Origin of the sequence: Fictibacillus fluitans, from assembly GCF_030418125.1 — a bacterium.
In the GTDB taxonomy this organism is placed as follows: Bacteria; Bacillota; Bacilli; order Bacillales; family Fictibacillaceae; genus Fictibacillus_C; species Fictibacillus_C fluitans.
The window spans coordinates 158,683-175,701 of record NZ_JAUHTR010000008.1; the positions used below are offsets into that span (position 1 = coordinate 158,683).

The window sequence follows — 17,019 nt, forward strand, 5'->3', positions numbered from 1 at the left end:
CTATCAACCATTTCTATATCTTTTACCCAGTAAAACGGCGGACTTCATCCCGCTCTCTGACAGTGACAGGGAGCGGACCGACGGAACTGCCGCGCTTGCGAGATCGGTGAGCACCCTGCCCGGAGGCATCTCCAGAAACAGGTTCGCTCCCATCTCCTTCATGAGCAGTGTCGCTTCGTGCCACTTTACCGGACGGGCGATGCTCACCGCCAAATCGTTCCGGATGTCCTCTCCTTTTCTGAGTGCCCGTGCGGTTGAATTGCTGAGGCACGGAATGGACGGATTTTTAAACGTAACTTTTTCCAGCTCGGCAGCCAACTCTTCTGATACTCCCTGAAGCAGTTCACAATGTGAAGGAACACTGACCGGCAAAAGAAATGCTTTCCGCGCGCCTTCCTGTTTAGCCAGTTCAAGGACATACTCAATGCCCCGCTTGTCCCCTGCCAGTGTCACCTGATCTTCGGCGTTCAGATTCGCCGGATAAACCGGCTGGTCTTCACTGAAGGCATTAGCTGTCAGTCTCAAAACTTTATCCTGCTTCAGTCCGGTTACAACTCCCATGCCATAGCCCTCCGGATACGCTTGTTCCATTAATTCCGCGCGGCGTCTGACTGTGGTCAGTGCCGACGGAAAGTCCATCGCACCGGCGATAACCGCAGCGGCAAACGCGCCAACAGAATGGCCCGCGGCCATCTCCGGTTTTACGCCTTCCTGGAGAAGCACTTTTGCCGCGGCCACTTCTGAAACCAGCAGGCAAAGCTGGACGGAAATCGTGGATTGAAGCTTTTCCTCGGAATCGAGAGTTAGAACGTCCAGGCCAAGGATTTCACCCGCCTCCGCAAATGTTTGGCGGATTACCGGGTGATCGGGCAATTCGTGAAGCATTCCCGGAACCTGAGAACCCTGCCCGGGAAAAAGAAACGCAATGCTCACTGAATCCCCCTCCGTTTCTTTTAAAAGTTTTAAGCGAAAAAAGCTTTCATAACGACAAAGAAAAGTGAGGGCACGATCAGGCACCCCAAGCCGGTATAAAAGGTAGCTGTTAACGCACCGTACGGAACGAGCTTCGGATCAGTAGCGGCCAATCCGCCTGCCACACCGCTCGTTGTTCCAAGCAGCCCGCCAAACACAAGCGCAGATTGAGGATTATTCAGCCCGATGTATTTGGCCACAAATGGAGTAAATGTCATCGTGAACACCGACTTCACGAGACCAGCGGCGATGGATAACGCCATCACTTCAGAACTCGCGCCAATCGCACTGCCTGTTACCGGTCCGACGATATACGTAACCGTTCCAGCTCCGATGGTGGTAAGACTCACCGCATCCGTGTAACCGAATGAAAGCGCGATAACCACACCGAACACGAAGGATACAATAACACCGAGGAATAAGGAGATCACTCCTCCGAGTCCCGCCTTTTTAATCTCGTCGAAGCTCGCACCAAACGCGGTCGACACGATGGCAAAATCCCTCAGCATGCCGCCGCCCATCATTCCGATGCCAGTAAAGATTCCAATATCGGCGAGCCCCTTCTCACCGCCCGTGTTGAGTCCGCCCAGATAAGCGACAAATAACCCGAGGATGATGGCGATAGCCGACCCGTGGATGCGCCCTCTTGTCAGTTTTGCTGAAAGAAAATACGATATGTACATGATAGCACCGATCAATGCAAAGGAGAGAACGAGGCCATTGTCCTTGAATACAGAAACGAGGGTATCCATCATCGTACCGGCTCCTCTCTGTATTCTGGCGTAATAGCTTCAGCGTTTCTTTGCTTCTGGCCAATCTTACTCAATACCGGCACGAGCAGAAAACTGATGACGACCGAGCCGGCCCCCGCGATGATCGCAACCGGTCCTCCCTTAACCGCCGCCACAACATTCTGCTGGGCACTCATCGCCACAACAATCGGGATATACATGGAACTCCAGAAGTTCAAGCCCTCCTGAGATTTCAGCTCCAGCTTCCCCTTCTTTTTCAGCGCGTCCACGATAAGAACGAGCAGTAGCATGCCGACCCCGACACCGCCTACATTCGACTCAACGCCGAGCACGATTCCAAGCATGTCCCCCACAAAGGCACCAACCAACGTACAGATTGCCAGCAACGCAACACCATAAATCACCAACCGAAACACCTCCCATAGATTTGAAAGCGCTAACAAAACTTTGGATACTGTCGACAATTTGTGTATTCATCTGGATGACTGGACATGGTGGACCGTGCTCTGGATGCTCTACCTATTGATTTTTCTGAATATTAAGCTTATTGTATAGGAAGAGACAACGGTCGACAACCCTTTTATGAAAAAAATGTGAGGAGCAGATAGGATGGCCACTTCCGAATTCGATAAACACGCCCTTTCCAACCGCATTGCAGAAAAAATCACACACCAGATCATCACAGGAGAACTGAAGCCAGGGGAAAAACTCGTGGAGAACCTGTATGCCGAGGAGTTCGGCATCAGCCGTGCGCCGATACGCGAAGCCATCTACCTCTTAACGATCGAAGGACTTGTGGAGAAGATTCCGAGAAAAGGTGCCGTCGTGAAGCACTACTCCCCGAATGAAATCTATGACTTGCTGGAGATCCGGAACATGCTGGAGTCCATGGCGATGAGACGGATCAAGGAGCATGGCGTCGATCCCGCTATCATTAAAAAGATGAACAGCCTCCTCGACACGATGCAGGAAGAACGGGACGTAAACAACTATGCCCAGCTCAACCAGCTCTTTCACAAGTACATTATCGAAATGAGTCAAAGCGAAACGATCAAAACCATGTACAACCGCCTCACCACACCGCTACTTACCATCCAGAGCATCTCCTTCTCCTACGAAGGCAATATCGAAAAATCCATTGAGGAACACTCCCTCCTCATCCACCTCCTCCGCAGCCAGAAGCTGGATGGGGCGCAGGAGCTGTTGGAGAAGCATAATCAGGATGTGGTGGTGGGGTTTAAGGGTTAAATACAAAAGCAGAGCTAATATCGCTCTGCTTTCATAATGTAATTGCTACAAAATATTAATCATTGTAAATAAAGCTACGTTTTCTCTTTTTACCTGTTACAAGTTTAATAGGTTTCATTCATCTTCAACATTCACAAGGAAAATCCGCTTTTCAAAACCACCGCGTTTTTCCGCTTTCTCCTGACGAACCCTATCCACTTCTGAGATATCAGCTCCATGCACTTTTGATAATGCATGCATCAATTCAAGAAGGTCAGCCAGTTCTTCAATCGCGTGTACATCAGATTCAGCAGAAGCATATTCATCGAGTTCTTCGTAACACTTTTTCTTTAGTTCTTTTATGTATGCGTCTTTTTCTAAAAGGGTCGTATTGAAAGATTTACCTGTCTTTGCAATCACTTCTGGTATTTTATCTCGGACGAGTTTATTGTAGAACGGCATTGCTCTAACCTCTTTTCAAAAAATCTAGTTGTTTGTATTATTGTACCTTGTTATTTAAACTGCAATGATTCTTCCTGGACTCCTAAACACTTCTCTGAAATGCCACTCAAGATACCTCTGATTCGCAAAATAATTAGGGTTGATTGGTTCTCTGATTTCTTTATCGTGATATTTTAAAACCCATTGTCGATAACCTTCATTGCCATGAGCAAACTCAGAAACAATTAATTTCCTTTTTTCAGAGATGGTAAAGACTCCTCTATCAAATAGTTTATGATGCAAGGAACATAAAGCTATACCATTCTCTTCCCTATCGGGTCCGCCGGCATGATGCCATTTAATGTGCGCAGCCTCCACACCCACCAATTGATGCGATAGATGGAGATTGAAGTTGCAGACGGCACAACTGTACTCATAGGCTTTAAGCACCTTTTCGCGAAATGCCTTATCACGAACTCTCTTCTTAGTAGCAGTGAATAGTTCTAAATCCAAGGCGTCTAAAATATCAGTATGAAAGGTCTCAGGGAAGTGGCTTTCTAAAATCATTTGAACCACCTCATCCACTAATGAATAGTCCGCACGCAACAACTGATAAACATCTTTGGTGAAACCGCCCGCGAACTTATGTTCAAGCAACATTTTATTGGTAAATTGATTATTCTGTATTTCATGATTCAATTCCCATAGCCCATCATTTTTTAAACGAACAAAGGGGTGCTCTGGGTGATACGATTTTCGAGCCGGTCCAAACTCTTTTAAAAGAAGACCCACCTTTTCTCTAACTTCAACATAAGGGATGAAGCGAGTTCTAGAATGCTTAAGCTGAGATAATGCATACAACATTAATAGTGGTTTGTGAGGCGCTCTTTGGTCCCCATTTTTCCATATCGTCAAATTTTTGACTCTATTTTTCAATTCATGGGCATTCATGTCTACATTCCCTCCGTTTTTAGTAGACTAGCTTAGTAATAAAAGTAAGCTCTTTTTGCATGAATTGTGACTATTATAATATCCTCACGTCAGACCTTGCATTTTTAAGATTCGTATATTTTAATATACCCCTCTCTCCATAAAATAAATTTTACAAACAATTGTTGCGAGTACCCCAGGACAATAAAAAAATCTTAAAGATATAATATGGATACATTTAAACATTATCCTTTTTTAAAATAAAAAAGTATTTCTATTAACCAGAACTTTTCTGGTATTATTAAAAATGGAAAATATTCTTAATGCGGGGTACCTTTTATGATAAATGTTGGAGATATCATTTTTCAGCTGTTGGCATTTGTATTCCTGGTCTTAATGATTATAGTGATTGTAACTGTTGTTCGTTCTTTTAAAAATAGAAATAAACAATTAGATAGAATTGAAGAAAAACTAGATAATACATTGAAGTCACAACGGTAACATAAGTATTGGAAGGAGAACCAGAAGGGAACTTTTAGTTTCATTAACCTGTTAATTGACTTGGTAATCCTTTCTTGTAAAAAAGGTAAGAAAAAAAATAAGCGCAAAATAAAAGGAAGGTTTAGGAGACCTTCCTATTTCTTTTACACTTTATCATTGCGAATTTAAACAAAGTCAGCCAATCACCCGTGGAAACAATACATTATTCTCCAAATGCAGATGCTGAAACAAGTCCGACTCCAACTCATCCAATTTTACATAAGCCAAGCGGTACGTATCACAGGCATCTTCTGGTGCTTTATAGTCATTCGTCAATTCCCTTAAGTCTTTTAAGAACTGGCCGATGTGTTCATGCTCTCTTTTCAGATCATCCACAAATTCCTTGATGTCAATTAGTGCATTCAGTGTGGGCTTCTTTTCATAAGCAAGTATCTTCGGAAAAATCAGTTCTTCTTCGATCAGAATGTGCTGCTCCAGTTCAATTTTCAGAATGGAGAACAAGTAGTGAACATGAGACAGTTCAGGATGGGTACCGACATACTTGTTGAAGATGTTCGTAATCATATCTTGGAGCTTCGGCAATACCATATATAAGTACGAATGATGCGCGTCAATAATGTATTGGATGAGGGCGTTCACTTTTTGCTTTTCCCATTTTGTCATGCCCCGCTGATGGTCCTTGTTCTTTTCGTACAATATATTCAACTCATTCATAACATCACCAGAATTCAAATTTTGTTCCTTGATAGCCTCTCCAATCGGCTGGCTGCCGTTTCGTACATAATCGATTCGATAATTCTTCAGAAGGTCTCCGGCTCTCGGGCATTTCATGACAACCTCACGGGTCTCTACCGTTGGATCAAATACGCTCTTCATCAGGACTCCTCCTTTGACTGGTTTCTACCTTTACTCTATTCTGCTGAAGTTCATTTCTCTGTGACAGATATCACATCAACAGGTGAGCATTATTTGATATACTACGGATAAGATGTGGCAGATACTGGAGGGAACATGATGAAAACTCGCGGGAAAGAAGCCGTTCAACAAACAGAGTTTTTCTCCGAACCAACGCTTAAGAAACTCGAAGAAATCATGATGACATGTACAATAGATAAGGGAACCATGCTGTTTATGGACAATGAACCGGCCGACAAGCTGTATTTTGTCCAGGCAGGCATGGTCAAAGGAACGAAGATGACCGAAGACGGCAAGGAACTCGTGCTCTCCATCTTTCAAAACGGGGACTTGATCGGGGAACTCAATGCTCTCGGAAACGAAAAGCATTCATTCAGTGCCGTGGCGTCAACCAAAAGTACGGTAGGTGTGATTCACCAGGCTGAACTGGAAGAGATGATGCGTAATAATGGCGAGATGGCCGTAGAGTTTGTCCGTTGGACCAGTCTCATGCATCAGATTACGCGCTCCAAGCTTCGCGACCTTATGCTATACGGGAAGAACGGTGCGCTCTGCTCCACCCTCATCCGTCTGGCAAACTCGTATGGGAAAATGACCGAAGAAGGAATTATCCTTTCTCTTCAGTTCACAAATACGGAACTTGCTGAACTCGTGGGGACTTCAAGAGAAACGGTCAGCCGGATGGTGAGTGTGCTGAAGAAAGATAAAGTCCTCGACCAGGCAAAGGATGGCAGCATGATTATCAAGGACCTGAATTATCTGAAGGACATGTGTAATTGCGAGGACTGCCCAGTGCAAGTGTGCAGAATATAAATAAAACGACTCACCAAGTTCGGTGAGTCGTTTTTTCAGTATTATTGTAAAGTTTCTTCAATAAAACCTAACAACCTAGTGTGAATACTCCTCCATTCTGCGTTTAGGTCGACAGTAAAAATTTTGACACGAAACCCTCCTATTGAATAAGACAAATTTAATGTCCGATCAACTTTTGGATAAACCAGAATACCCCTTAGATTTTGCTCTTTAGCATTTTTATAATTATTTAAATAAGCATACATCTGATATAAATTATTACTAATTAATTTTTCTGAGCCGCCTCTATTAGTGGCTAATGCACTTTGATAATACTTTGTATCCATTATAATTTTTTCTGTTTTATTTTCGAGGGATATATCTGTTTGCATTAATGGAAGCATTTCTAAATTATCACCCAACGCATCCCAATAGATATTTTCCCTTGAAACCTTATATCCCTCTAACTCATTTTTGTAAAAACTTCGAACGAACTCTTCAAATAAGTAAGCCATTGCTTTTGGATTCTGATCAAAATCAGCAAATTTACCTCGGTTACCGTTTTCATGGATAAGCAAAGATTCAAATAAAAATTGGCAAATATCAATAATAAAACCATAGTGATGATTATTCCGATGTATTTTAATATTGTTAAAAACAGCAATATTTAATTTAATTTGTTTTATCCCTTCAAAATAAGGGAGAATCTTAACAACTTTCCATTTTAGTTCTTTGTTTAACTTATTTGATTTCCCTAAAGAATAAAGGACTGTTTTTATTATTTGGTTATGAGGAATATCATGGCTCAGTTCCTCATATTCAAAATACATCTTTCCTCGTATCATAGTTCCTGAAGTAATTGATTCTTTGAAACGAATTTTCCCTCTAAGCAAAGAGGCTTCATCCTCATTCTGTTGATATTCACGGTAATAACCTTTTTTGATAAGTATATTTAATTTATTTAATAAAATTCTGGTTAGTAAATTATTTATATCACTGTCATCTTTATTCCATACATCTCTAAGGCCTTTTTCCGATAAGTGACCCCATGCATAGCAAAGCATATAGTAAACATTCTTTATAGGAATCTTACTGGAGTCTGGTAAGGAGTTCATTCACTTTATCCTCCTGGTCAAACCAATATTCCTCCAGTAAAGGAGCTACTTCTAATCTTATAATTCGATCATACCATTCTTGTTCATCTTCTACTTTATCCACAGTAGGACAAAAATAACTGTGGCCAATTTCGTATCCTTTTCCTAAATTGATTGTATCATCCGCAATTTCACGGTTTATTTCACTAATAGATAGGATTAAATCTTCAATGAACCCTTGACTTAATCCCTTACTTTTTAGAAATTCTTTAAATGATTCTGTATGAAAGCCTGGTTCTATATTTTTAAATGAAAATCTCCTTCGTAAGGCATAGTCAACCATTGCCAATGAACGATCGGCAGTGTTCATGGTTCCAATCAAGTAAAGATTTTCGGGTATATAAAAAGTTTCTTCTTCTTCACTGTAAGCCAACTTAACGGAAAACTCTTTCCCTCGTTTATCAGCTTCAATAAGCATCATAACCTCACCAAAAATTTTGGAAAGATTCCCTCTGTTAATCTCGTCAATAATCATGTAAAAGTTTTTCTCTGGCTCTCTGCTTGCCTTTCTGCAGAATGTATAAAAAACTCCATCTTTTAAAATGAATTTCCCTTCTTTATTAGGCTTATAGCCTCTAATGAATTCTTCATACGAATATGATTGGTGAAATTGAACCATTTCAATATTCTCGCTATCTTTTTCCCCCATATGTAAATAAGCAATTCGCTTAGCCAAAAAGGTTTTCCCTACTCCTGGTGGGCCTTGTAAAAGAATATTTTTTTTATAATCTAAAGCTTCTAAGATATCTTGGGTTTCCTTTTCATCTATAAATAATTCAGATAATATTTGTTCTTCATTGAATGGGACAGGCTCTTCTTTTATTACATCATTATGATCATCGAGATCTTGGTAAGTAGTTGACGTTTGATATCTTATAGTGTTAAGTATACTTTCTACAAAATCGGGATAAGGAGTAAGGTCTGTTAATGTTTTTGTATTTAAAGGTTCTGAAACCTCCCAATCACCAGTAGTCAGCCATTCAACCTCACGAAATGAATGATGATTCTCTCTATTGAGGGCATATTGGTAATCTGAAATAATTTTTCCAAAACCAATAATTTTCGCTCTCCCTTTTTTTATAAAAACGTAATCCCCCGGGTTCATCTCATAGCAAAACTGGTAGTTAGCTAACGCATCATTATTGGGATTATAGTCCAGTTGTTTAATTTCCTTTAACGTTTCTGCTATTTTCCGCTTGCTAGTATATTCTGTAAGGCTTCCGAGTTCACTCCAACCAATAGAAATTTCTCCATTACGTAAAAAGTCTTCCCATAAAAAACTCGACTCCCCTGCACCTAACAACCAATACTTTGGTCCTTCCTCTTCAACTTGTTCTGATACATCTTTCTTTCCAAAATTCTGAAATATGAAACAAAAAAACTGATCAATCTCATAATAGATAGGTAGATTTGTTTGTTTTCCTACTAAACTTAAATATCTTTCAACAATGTTATGCTCTTTTAACGCTTCCTGGAATTTCATAAATCTTATTCCTGACGTGTCTCCACGTTTATATTCAGGATTAATTTCCAAAATATTTTCCAAGGCAACCTTATCTCTTTGGTTATAAAAACAATAAGTCTCTGGAAAAAAGTTTCCTACAAGCTCACTAACAACACTTTCTCCAAATCCAAAAAGTTGAAATTCTTCATTTGTTAAAAAGTTATCCATCCTACTACTTAAAGAGTCACTCCCATTGAGTAGGTAATTCAAACTATTTCTATATTGCTCAATGGAGGTATTCATGTTTCCTAAAGCACGTTTTCTAGCTAAAGCCATGCGAAATGCATTAATATGTATTCCTAATTCTTGTACATCTTCCCACTCCATACTTTCTATTTGATCAGGTTTTTTAAAATCTTCAAAGAAATGATAAGTTTCCTCTAGATTCTCTTTATGGATGGAAAACCAAGCATTTGCCTCCTGTTTAAACAGTTCTAAGTATTTATCCAGTTTTGGGAGGTTATATCTTTCCTCTAATAAATGAGGTAATTCCCAAAATCTCCTTAAAGCTTCAAATTCTTTTTCGGTAAGCCGATAATTGGTGCCTTGGCGCATCTTAAATATTTGTAAACCCCTAGTTTCCGGAATGTCTTCTAATTGATATCTGAGCAACATATTCTCGCTTTCCGACAATCGAAACTCTAGTACCCTTAAATCAACCATCATATCTTCCTCTACTGAGTGTGGATCTGAAATAATTTCACATAATGCTACTACCCCTCCTGAGTTTTTTTTACCACCGTCTGATCTCCAAATAAAAACCTTATCGCCAATTTTAATTTCTTCTATAAAATGCTTTTGCCTTATGCTCCACTTAACTACAGATTCATTTTTTAAAGAGTTATCAAAATTATAAACTTTAGGGTTTCCTTGAAATAACCAATATGACAAACTTATCTCCTCCTATATAAACACTTTCTAAGCATATACTATCTTCCCTGGTGTAGGAAGTTTTCACCATTTACTCTAAGACAGCAAAAAATACCCGGGATGAGTAGCATTCATCCCAGGTATCTCACTATTTTATATTCTTAAAACAACTTATCATCATCTGAATCACGCTTCGTGCGGCGAGTTTTGTCTCTGAGTTTATCGTCGATGTCTGTGAGGCCATCACCACTTCTTGACGTACGGTCATTGGTTAGGTCATCACGGTCAAGGTCAGCGAGATCGGAATCCTTGCGAAGGCTTCGCTCGTTATCAGAAAGCTCATCGTCAGCGGCGAGTCCGCCACCTTTAAGATCATTTCTGGAGTTGATTTCTCCGTCACGGTCGATGTCAGCTTCCTCGCGGCGAGTCGTTTCATCGATGTGCTGGTTCTCGGTTACTTTCTTCTTGCCGACTACAATTTCCTCTGACACTACTGGTTTCTTGTTGACTTCAAGACGCTCTTCAGTCAATGGAACACGAATTTCATCGTTATCACCAATAGTTCCTGCGTCTGTGCGGTCCACATCATTCACCGGACGGCGTTCCACGTATACTTCTTCGTGTTCAACCGGAACGTCAACACTCTGGTGTTCTTCAACTACATTTTTATTCACATTTACTTCACCAGTTTGTTCGCGGCGCTTGTCGATTTCCAGCTGCTCTTCACGAAGCTTCATGCGGCGCTCTTCGTCCACATCGTTATCTGTACCTAGCGTGTTATCGCGGTCGAGATCAAGATCTGTTCCTAGATTGGTATCAGCACGGTTTCCTCTTAACAACTCATCATCCCGAGTACTGTTAAAGTCTGTGTTGACGTTGTCGCGGGAATCGATTGGACGCTCGCGGTCGACATCAAGGTTGTTGCCGTAGTCGTCGCGTCCCAGGTCATTTGGCCTGTCTGTGATTCCATCCCGGTCAGTAAGATCATCTCTGAAATCACCTGCTGTTGCAGTGGATGTTCCGTATCCTGTTGTAGTTCCTGTTGATGCGTCATTTAACGGATCATCATTGTTCAAGTCATTGATGTCTCTGTCGGAATCAACGACCAAGAGAATTTTTCCTGCTTCCACATCTGTTGCATAAGAAGATGCTGTGGAACTTGGAATACCGAGATCTTCAAGGCGTTCTCCGAGATTGGTGTTGTCTCTTCTTGGTTCATCATCTGTAAATGCGTTTTTAATTTTATCGAATAGTGTTTGCTCTTGCCTGTTCAGTTCTGCCAGATTGTCTACTTCGGCACCTGTTCTCATTTCAATGTTATCGTGGCTCCGTTCATGGTTTGTTACGACCGAGATATCATCCGTGTCGTAGCCCTTGTTTTGTAATTGCTGTACCGCTGTTACGACTGCCTCTTCAGAATCATACACTCCTATGACTTGTTTACTCATAGTAAATTCCTCCTCATAAATGATATCTTTGCTCAGGGACTAAAATACCCCGTATATCGTTTTGTAAACAAAAATAGATAAAATAATGAGGTTTATTTTTAAGAAGACAGTAAAAGAGCTACCTAGGTCAGAAGGCAGCTCTTCTTTAAAGTTCCTATTCCTTTGATGGCTCCAATTCCTTTATTACAATAATGTTTCATGAGTTTCATTATAACAACTTTTAACAGCCATAAAATCTTATCGGCATCTCATACCATTCTGCTTACACTATTTTGAGAGTGCCGCTTCAATCCGGTCGAACCACCTGATCTTTTCGCGCATTCTTACCACTTCACCGACAATGACCATAGCCGGATGAGTGATTTTTTCTTTTTGGGCGTTTTTCAATATCGTTTCAAGAGTTCCGGTGACGGTCCGCTGGTTTTCGGTTGTTCCCCATTCGATCACCGCGGCCGGCGTATCCGCCCGTTTACCATGCGCGATAAGCTCTGAACAGATATGCTTCAGGTTACCGATTCCCATGTAAAAGCAGATCGTATCGCTTCCCTCGGCAAGTGCGTGCCAGTTAATGAAGTCTTGTCCCTTCTCCGCGCGTCCGTGTCCGGTAATGATCGTAAACGAACCCGCATGGTCACGATGAGTAACAGGGATTCCGGCATAGGCAGGTGCCGCAATACCCGAAGTAATACCCGGTACGATCTCAAAAGGAATCTCATGCTCGACTAGTACTTCCGCTTCCTCTGCGCCGCGCCCGAATACAAACGGATCGCCGCCTTTGAGCCGGGTGACCACTTTTCCTTCCAGTGCCTTTTCTACCAGGAGATCATGAATCTGTTCCTGAATCAGCTCATGCTTTCCGGGCAGTTTTCCGCAAAAGATCAGCTCGCAATCCTTTTTACTGTACTCCAGCAGTTCCTTATTGATTAGGCGGTCATAGGCAATAACGTCCGCTTCCTTAATGCATTCCAACCCGCGCACGGTGATCAGCTTCGGATCCCCGGGGCCTGCTCCTACCAGATACACCTTTCCTCTCTCCATCTTTTCTCTCCACCTCTCTCACCGAACAGTCATGCGCCGTTCGCTGTATCTCTGCATTTCTTTATATATAGCTGCCAGATCCACATGCTTGCGCACATGATCGGCCAGCGTATCAAAGCTTTTTTCTTTTAAATCATTATACCTTATAATCTCCGTTTGTTCTTCCTGCTGTTTCACTTTTCTGATGGAATTCAACAGAGCGCTCCGAAACTCGTCATTATGAAACAATCCATGAAAGTAGGTGCCGATGATGCGCTCGTCCCTGCTTTTTGCGCCATCTGTATGTCCCTGCCCCGTCTGCATGAACGGAATTCTTTCCGTGGAGGAAGAACGCCCCATATGGATTTCATAGCCATCAATCTCAAAGTCTATTCCCATAAAAGTAGCGGTGCCTCGTGAACGGACGGTCGTTTTTTCGATGTCCATCACCGTCTCAATGAGCAGCAGTCCCAATCCTAATTCTGTTTCATAGGGCGTTTCCACCGCTTCCGGATCACTGACCGACAATCCAAGCATCTGATAGCCGCCGCATATCCCCACAATCATGGCTTCACTTTTCTGGATTTTTTCAAAGAGCCCGGTTTCTTTTATAAAGAGAAGGTCTTCGATGGTGTTCTTGCTGCCAGGCAGGATGATGAGATCTGGCTGTCCCAGTTGGCCGGCACTTGTGACAAAGCGGACCGAGCAATCTTCTTCAGCAAAAAACGGATCAATATCGGTAAAGTTAGAGATCATCGGATATTGAATAACGGCGATATCGATACCCTTTGTTTCATCCCGTCGTGTGCTGTACCGCTGCAGTACGACCGAATCTTCGGCTTCAATATTCAAACCATGCAGATAAGGAATTACCCCAAGCACAGGCTTGCCGCTGTATTCTTCAAACCAGTCGAGACCTGATTTCAGCAGAGACAGATCACCGCGGAACTTGTTGATGATAACCCCGATGACCCGCTCACGGTCTTTCTCCTCCAGCAGCTGAAGCGTTCCGACCAGGCTTGCGAACACACCGCCTTTTTCAATGTCTCCCACAAGGATGACGGGCGCATCTGCCATCCGAGCCACCGACATGTTAACGATCTCCCGGTCATTCAGGTTCACCTCGGCAGGACTTCCCGCTCCTTCAATCACAATACAGTCATACTGCTCATAAAGGGCAGCGAGCGAATCCTTAATTAAGCCAAGTCCCATTTCGTAAAAGGACTTGCGGTAATCAAACGCGTTCATGTTCTGAAACGGTTTGCCGTGAACGACAATCTGCGCATCATTTTCCCGGCTCGGCTTGATGAGGATGGGATTCATTTCGGTCGTCGCTTCCACACCTGCGGCCTCGGCCTGAACACCCTGTGCCCGTCCGATCTCCTTGCCGTCAATGGTCACATACGAATTTAAGGCCATGTTCTGTGATTTGAACGGAGCCGTTTGATAACCGTCCTGGGCAAAGATCCGGCAGAACGCAGTGGTGATCACGCTTTTTCCCGCATCTGAATATGTTCCCTGGATCATAAGTGAAAGAGGCTTAGACATGCTGCTTGTTCTCCTGACATTGTTTGATCCAGTTTTCAACCATCTCCGGGCACGAAGCAAAATGGAAATGCGTATAACCGGCGATAAGGTTTCCTTTCATATAACCCTCATCTTTTACACCTCTCATGCCCTTCGTTTCAAAGGCAACAGGAATTACCCCTTCTGCCTGAAAGGTGGAGTAATGAAATTCGTGGCCCCTGGCTGCATCCTTTTCTTTTAACAGGTAGTTCCCCGGTTTGCCTTTGATTTCCCGGTAACCAAGCTCCACCAGCTTATTGTGCATGACCGCTCTCCCCGGGATGATGCCGGCCATCTTATGTACTTCTCCGCCCGACGTTTGAAGTTCCTCGGCCAGGTACATGAACCCCCCACATTCTGCGAGGGTCGGCACTCCGCGTTTGATTGCTTCTTGAACCGAAGTCCTGACCGCAGTTTGTTCAGCGAGCTCCTGTGCAAATTCCTCCGGGAAGCCGCCGCCCAAATAAAGGCCCTGCGCATCATCCGGCAAGGTCTCTCCCTTTAACGGTGAAAAGAAATGTAGCTCTGCGCCATATGCCTCCAGCAAATCCAGGTTCTCCTGATAATAAAAGTTAAAGGCCGCATCCTTCGCCACGGCGATCTTCACCGGTTCTGTATCTCGTTTTTGAAAAATGGAGTTGCTGGGGTCCACTTCAATCGGAGGCGCTTCTGACACCTTCAAGAGCTGGTCGAGATCAATCGTCGCCTCCACAAGTTCTCCCAGCTTCTGAAAAAACGGGTCCAGGTCGCCGCGCTCAATTGACGGAATCAATCCCAAATGCCGTTCGGGGATGTACAGCTCCTCATTTCGCTCGAGATACCCGATGACCGGCACATCACATTCCTGTTCAATCCCCGTTTTCACCAGTTCGAAATGACCTTTTGAGCCCACCTGGTTGACGATGACGCCGACGATATTCGGTCCCTCGGAAAGCATCTGAAATCCTTTTACGATCGCAGCCGCACTTCTCGCCATGCTCGCACAGTTGACGACGAGCAGGACCGGGCTCTCGGTGATCATTCCGATTTCCGCCGTACTGCCTCGGTTGGATCTCGGGTCCTTACCATCGTAAAAGCCCATCACTCCTTCAATGATGGAAACGTCAGCGCCTTGGCTTCCCCTTTTGAACACTTCTTTTACAACGTTCTCTGTCAGCATCCAGCCATCAAGGTTTCGGGAGACCCGTCCGGTGACTGCCGTATGGTACGTCGGATCAATGTAATCCGGCCCGCACTTGAAACCTTGTACCTTATAGCCCCGCTGCTGCAGGGCACTCATCAGTCCGATCGTGAGTGTCGTCTTTCCCACGCCGCTCCCTGTACCAGCGATTACAATTCTTCGTTCCCTCATGCTCTTCATCTCCAGTTTCTTCTATTAAAACAGAAATCGTATTGAACATAACCTACTATTCTTTCAGAAAATCCACAATAGTCTTTTTGTTGGTTTTTGGCTGAGAAGTTACTTTTATAGGTCCATCTTCCCCTGACATCTCCGACAAATCTCCTAACTAACATTTGATTTCCAAGGATAATCTTGGTAGGCTAATAGAAAGACAGAGAAGGAGATGAAGAGCCACATTGAAAAAACTCGCACTCTCCCTTACGACAGGTACGCTGCTCATTTCTTGTTTCATCCTGATGCTTTACAGCACTGCAAGCCATTCCTTACATAAGCCTACACCGTATAAAGAACGCGTGTATTTTTCTGAACTGCTGTTAACCGAGCAAATCCAACATACTTATAACAAAATCAGTCATCTCTCTTCGGCTCACCAAATCAAAAATATTCCCATTTTCAGGAGCGAGTTCAACGACATCGATTTTAGAAGTTTGCGTGTTCTTGCCGCTAACGTTCCCGATCCCAAAATCACAAAAGATATAGCCAACATCAATGAGCTCCAGCATCTCGTTAAAAACGATAACCGGCCAACCGCGGTCGTTTATCTCTACCGCATTCTCAGCGATCTCGCCAACCAGTCGTCACTGTACGGATTCAGCTATACATACGGGGGAAAAGAGACCTATAAGATTGATGACTTGTTGGAACGGCATAAGGGAAAATAAAAAAAGAACTGCCTCTGGCGGTTCTTTTCTGTAGACTAGGGACATAAGGATCTTTTTCGAGTAAACTGGAATTAAATAGTGGTTATATTAAAAATATGGGAGGTTTAAACCGTGTCCATTGAATCAGAATACGATCTCATTGCTCTGCAGAGGATAGGCCGTATCGTTGCCTTAGCCCGTGAAGAGATGCTTTCCAATGTTCGGCCGGGAGTGACAACTGCCGAGCTCGACTGTATCGGTAAAAGGGTGCTGGATGAACATGGAGCTGTCTCCGCTCCTAATAGCACCTATGGTTTTCCGGGAGCAACCTGTATTTCGGTGAATGAGGTGGCTGCGCATGGCATTCCAGGTCCTAGGGTACTGGAAGAAGGGGACGTCGTTAATATTGATGTGTCTGCAGGGCTGGACGGATATTATGCTGACACAGGAGCAACGATCGTGGTCGGAAACGGTTCACCACATAAGGAAAAGCTATGTCAGAGCTCGCTTCGGGCGCTGCATCAGGGACTTCAGAAGGCTCGGGCGGGTGCAAAGATCAGTGGAATCGGCCGGGCGATTCACAATGAAGCCCGCAGGGATGGCTTTACAGTGATCCGCAATTTATCCGGTCATGGCATTGGCCGGGAACTGCATGAGATGCCGGATAGCATTCTGAATTACTATGATCCACTGGACAGAAGGCTGCTCACGAACGGATTAGTGGTTGCGGTCGAAACTTTTGTATCGGACGGAGCGGAATTTGTAGAAGAGAGCGCTGACGGTTGGGGGCTGCTGCTGCCGGACCATCATTATGCGGCACAGTTTGAGCACACGGTAGTAATTACTAAAGACCAGCCGATTATTTTAACAACAGTATAAGGCACCCT

The 17,019-nt window shown here is 43.5% G+C and carries 17 protein-coding genes; 5 read left to right on the forward strand and 12 right to left on the reverse strand.

Annotated features, from left to right (window positions below):
• Positions 1–3: 3 nt before the first annotated feature.
• Genes mdcH through madL form a run of 3 tightly spaced genes read right to left on the reverse strand, consistent with a single transcriptional unit; the run spans position 4 to position 2,131 of the window.
• On the reverse strand, positions 4–933 hold the full coding sequence (mdcH, locus tag QYB97_RS15790; RefSeq protein WP_301166967.1) for a malonate decarboxylase subunit epsilon: 930 nt from the start codon (positions 931–933) through the stop codon (positions 4–6).
• Positions 934–962: 29 nt separating this feature from the next.
• Positions 963–1,727 (reverse strand): malonate transporter subunit MadM, encoded by a 765-nt coding sequence (gene madM / locus QYB97_RS15795; RefSeq protein ID WP_301166968.1) that lies wholly within the window; start codon positions 1,725–1,727, stop codon positions 963–965.
• Positions 1,724–2,131, reverse strand: a complete 408-nt coding sequence (madL, locus tag QYB97_RS15800; protein WP_301167069.1) for a malonate transporter subunit MadL — start codon at positions 2,129–2,131, stop codon at positions 1,724–1,726. Before madL ends, madM begins: the two co-directional genes overlap by 4 nt.
• 202 nt (positions 2,132–2,333) lie before the next feature.
• Here madL and QYB97_RS15805 point away from each other — a divergent pair, with 202 nt between their 5' ends.
• Positions 2,334–2,972, forward strand: coding sequence for a GntR family transcriptional regulator (locus QYB97_RS15805; protein WP_301166969.1), 639 nt, complete (start codon positions 2,334–2,336; stop codon positions 2,970–2,972).
• A gap of 114 nt (positions 2,973–3,086) precedes the next feature.
• On the opposite strand, the gene QYB97_RS15810 is transcribed toward QYB97_RS15805, so the two are convergent.
• Entirely contained in the window at positions 3,087–3,413 is a 327-nt protein-coding gene (locus QYB97_RS15810; RefSeq protein ID WP_301166970.1) for a nucleoside triphosphate pyrophosphohydrolase, read from the reverse strand.
• Positions 3,414–3,467: 54 nt separating this feature from the next.
• The gene (locus tag QYB97_RS15815; RefSeq protein WP_301166971.1) at positions 3,468–4,343 is read right to left on the reverse strand and encodes a phosphorothioated DNA-binding restriction endonuclease; all 876 of its coding nucleotides are present in this window, start codon (positions 4,341–4,343) and stop codon (positions 3,468–3,470) included.
• Between the two features lie 318 nt (positions 4,344–4,661).
• On the opposite strand from QYB97_RS15815, the gene QYB97_RS15820 reads away from it, so the two are divergent.
• Positions 4,662–4,823, forward strand: a complete 162-nt coding sequence (locus tag QYB97_RS15820; protein ID WP_301166972.1) for a DUF4083 family protein — start codon at positions 4,662–4,664, stop codon at positions 4,821–4,823.
• Between the two features lie 174 nt (positions 4,824–4,997).
• On the opposite strand, the gene ric is transcribed toward QYB97_RS15820, so the two are convergent.
• The gene (gene ric, locus QYB97_RS15825) at positions 4,998–5,699 is read right to left on the reverse strand and encodes an iron-sulfur cluster repair di-iron protein (protein ID WP_301166973.1); all 702 of its coding nucleotides are present in this window, start codon (positions 5,697–5,699) and stop codon (positions 4,998–5,000) included.
• Positions 5,700–5,834: 135 nt separating this feature from the next.
• On the opposite strand from ric, the gene QYB97_RS15830 reads away from it, so the two are divergent.
• Entirely contained in the window at positions 5,835–6,551 is a 717-nt protein-coding gene (locus QYB97_RS15830) for a Crp/Fnr family transcriptional regulator (RefSeq protein ID WP_301166974.1), read from the forward strand.
• Between the two features lie 41 nt (positions 6,552–6,592).
• Here the strand turns inward: QYB97_RS15830 and QYB97_RS15835 are convergent, their stop codons facing one another.
• The 6 genes from QYB97_RS15835 to QYB97_RS15860 form a co-directional block, all read right to left on the reverse strand.
• Positions 6,593–7,645, reverse strand: a complete 1,053-nt coding sequence (locus QYB97_RS15835; protein ID WP_301166975.1) for a 5-methylcytosine restriction system specificity protein McrC — start codon at positions 7,643–7,645, stop codon at positions 6,593–6,595.
• Complete coding sequence (locus QYB97_RS15840) at positions 7,620–10,079, reverse strand: AAA family ATPase (protein WP_301166976.1); 2,460 nt, start codon at positions 10,077–10,079, stop codon at positions 7,620–7,622. Before QYB97_RS15840 ends, QYB97_RS15835 begins: the two co-directional genes overlap by 26 nt.
• A gap of 140 nt (positions 10,080–10,219) precedes the next feature.
• Positions 10,220–11,506: a YsnF/AvaK domain-containing protein gene (locus tag QYB97_RS15845; protein ID WP_301166977.1), complete on the reverse strand. Its 1,287-nt coding sequence runs from the start codon at positions 11,504–11,506 to the stop codon at positions 10,220–10,222.
• 267 nt (positions 11,507–11,773) lie between these two features.
• Complete coding sequence (gene cobA / locus QYB97_RS15850; protein ID WP_301166978.1) at positions 11,774–12,544, reverse strand: uroporphyrinogen-III C-methyltransferase; 771 nt, start codon at positions 12,542–12,544, stop codon at positions 11,774–11,776.
• Positions 12,545–12,562: 18 nt separating this feature from the next.
• Entirely contained in the window at positions 12,563–14,071 is a 1,509-nt protein-coding gene (locus tag QYB97_RS15855; protein WP_301166979.1) for a cobyric acid synthase, read from the reverse strand.
• Positions 14,064–15,440: a cobyrinic acid a,c-diamide synthase CobB gene (locus QYB97_RS15860; RefSeq protein ID WP_301166980.1), complete on the reverse strand. Its 1,377-nt coding sequence runs from the start codon at positions 15,438–15,440 to the stop codon at positions 14,064–14,066. Before QYB97_RS15860 ends, QYB97_RS15855 begins: the two co-directional genes overlap by 8 nt.
• Before the next feature lie 227 nt (positions 15,441–15,667).
• Here QYB97_RS15860 and QYB97_RS15865 point away from each other — a divergent pair, with 227 nt between their 5' ends.
• Both QYB97_RS15865 and map read left to right on the forward strand, forming a co-directional pair.
• Complete coding sequence (locus QYB97_RS15865; protein ID WP_301166981.1) at positions 15,668–16,153, forward strand: hypothetical protein; 486 nt, start codon at positions 15,668–15,670, stop codon at positions 16,151–16,153.
• A gap of 111 nt (positions 16,154–16,264) precedes the next feature.
• Positions 16,265–17,011: a type I methionyl aminopeptidase gene (map, locus tag QYB97_RS15870; protein ID WP_301166982.1), complete on the forward strand. Its 747-nt coding sequence runs from the start codon at positions 16,265–16,267 to the stop codon at positions 17,009–17,011.
• The last annotated feature ends 8 nt before the right edge of the window (positions 17,012–17,019 follow it).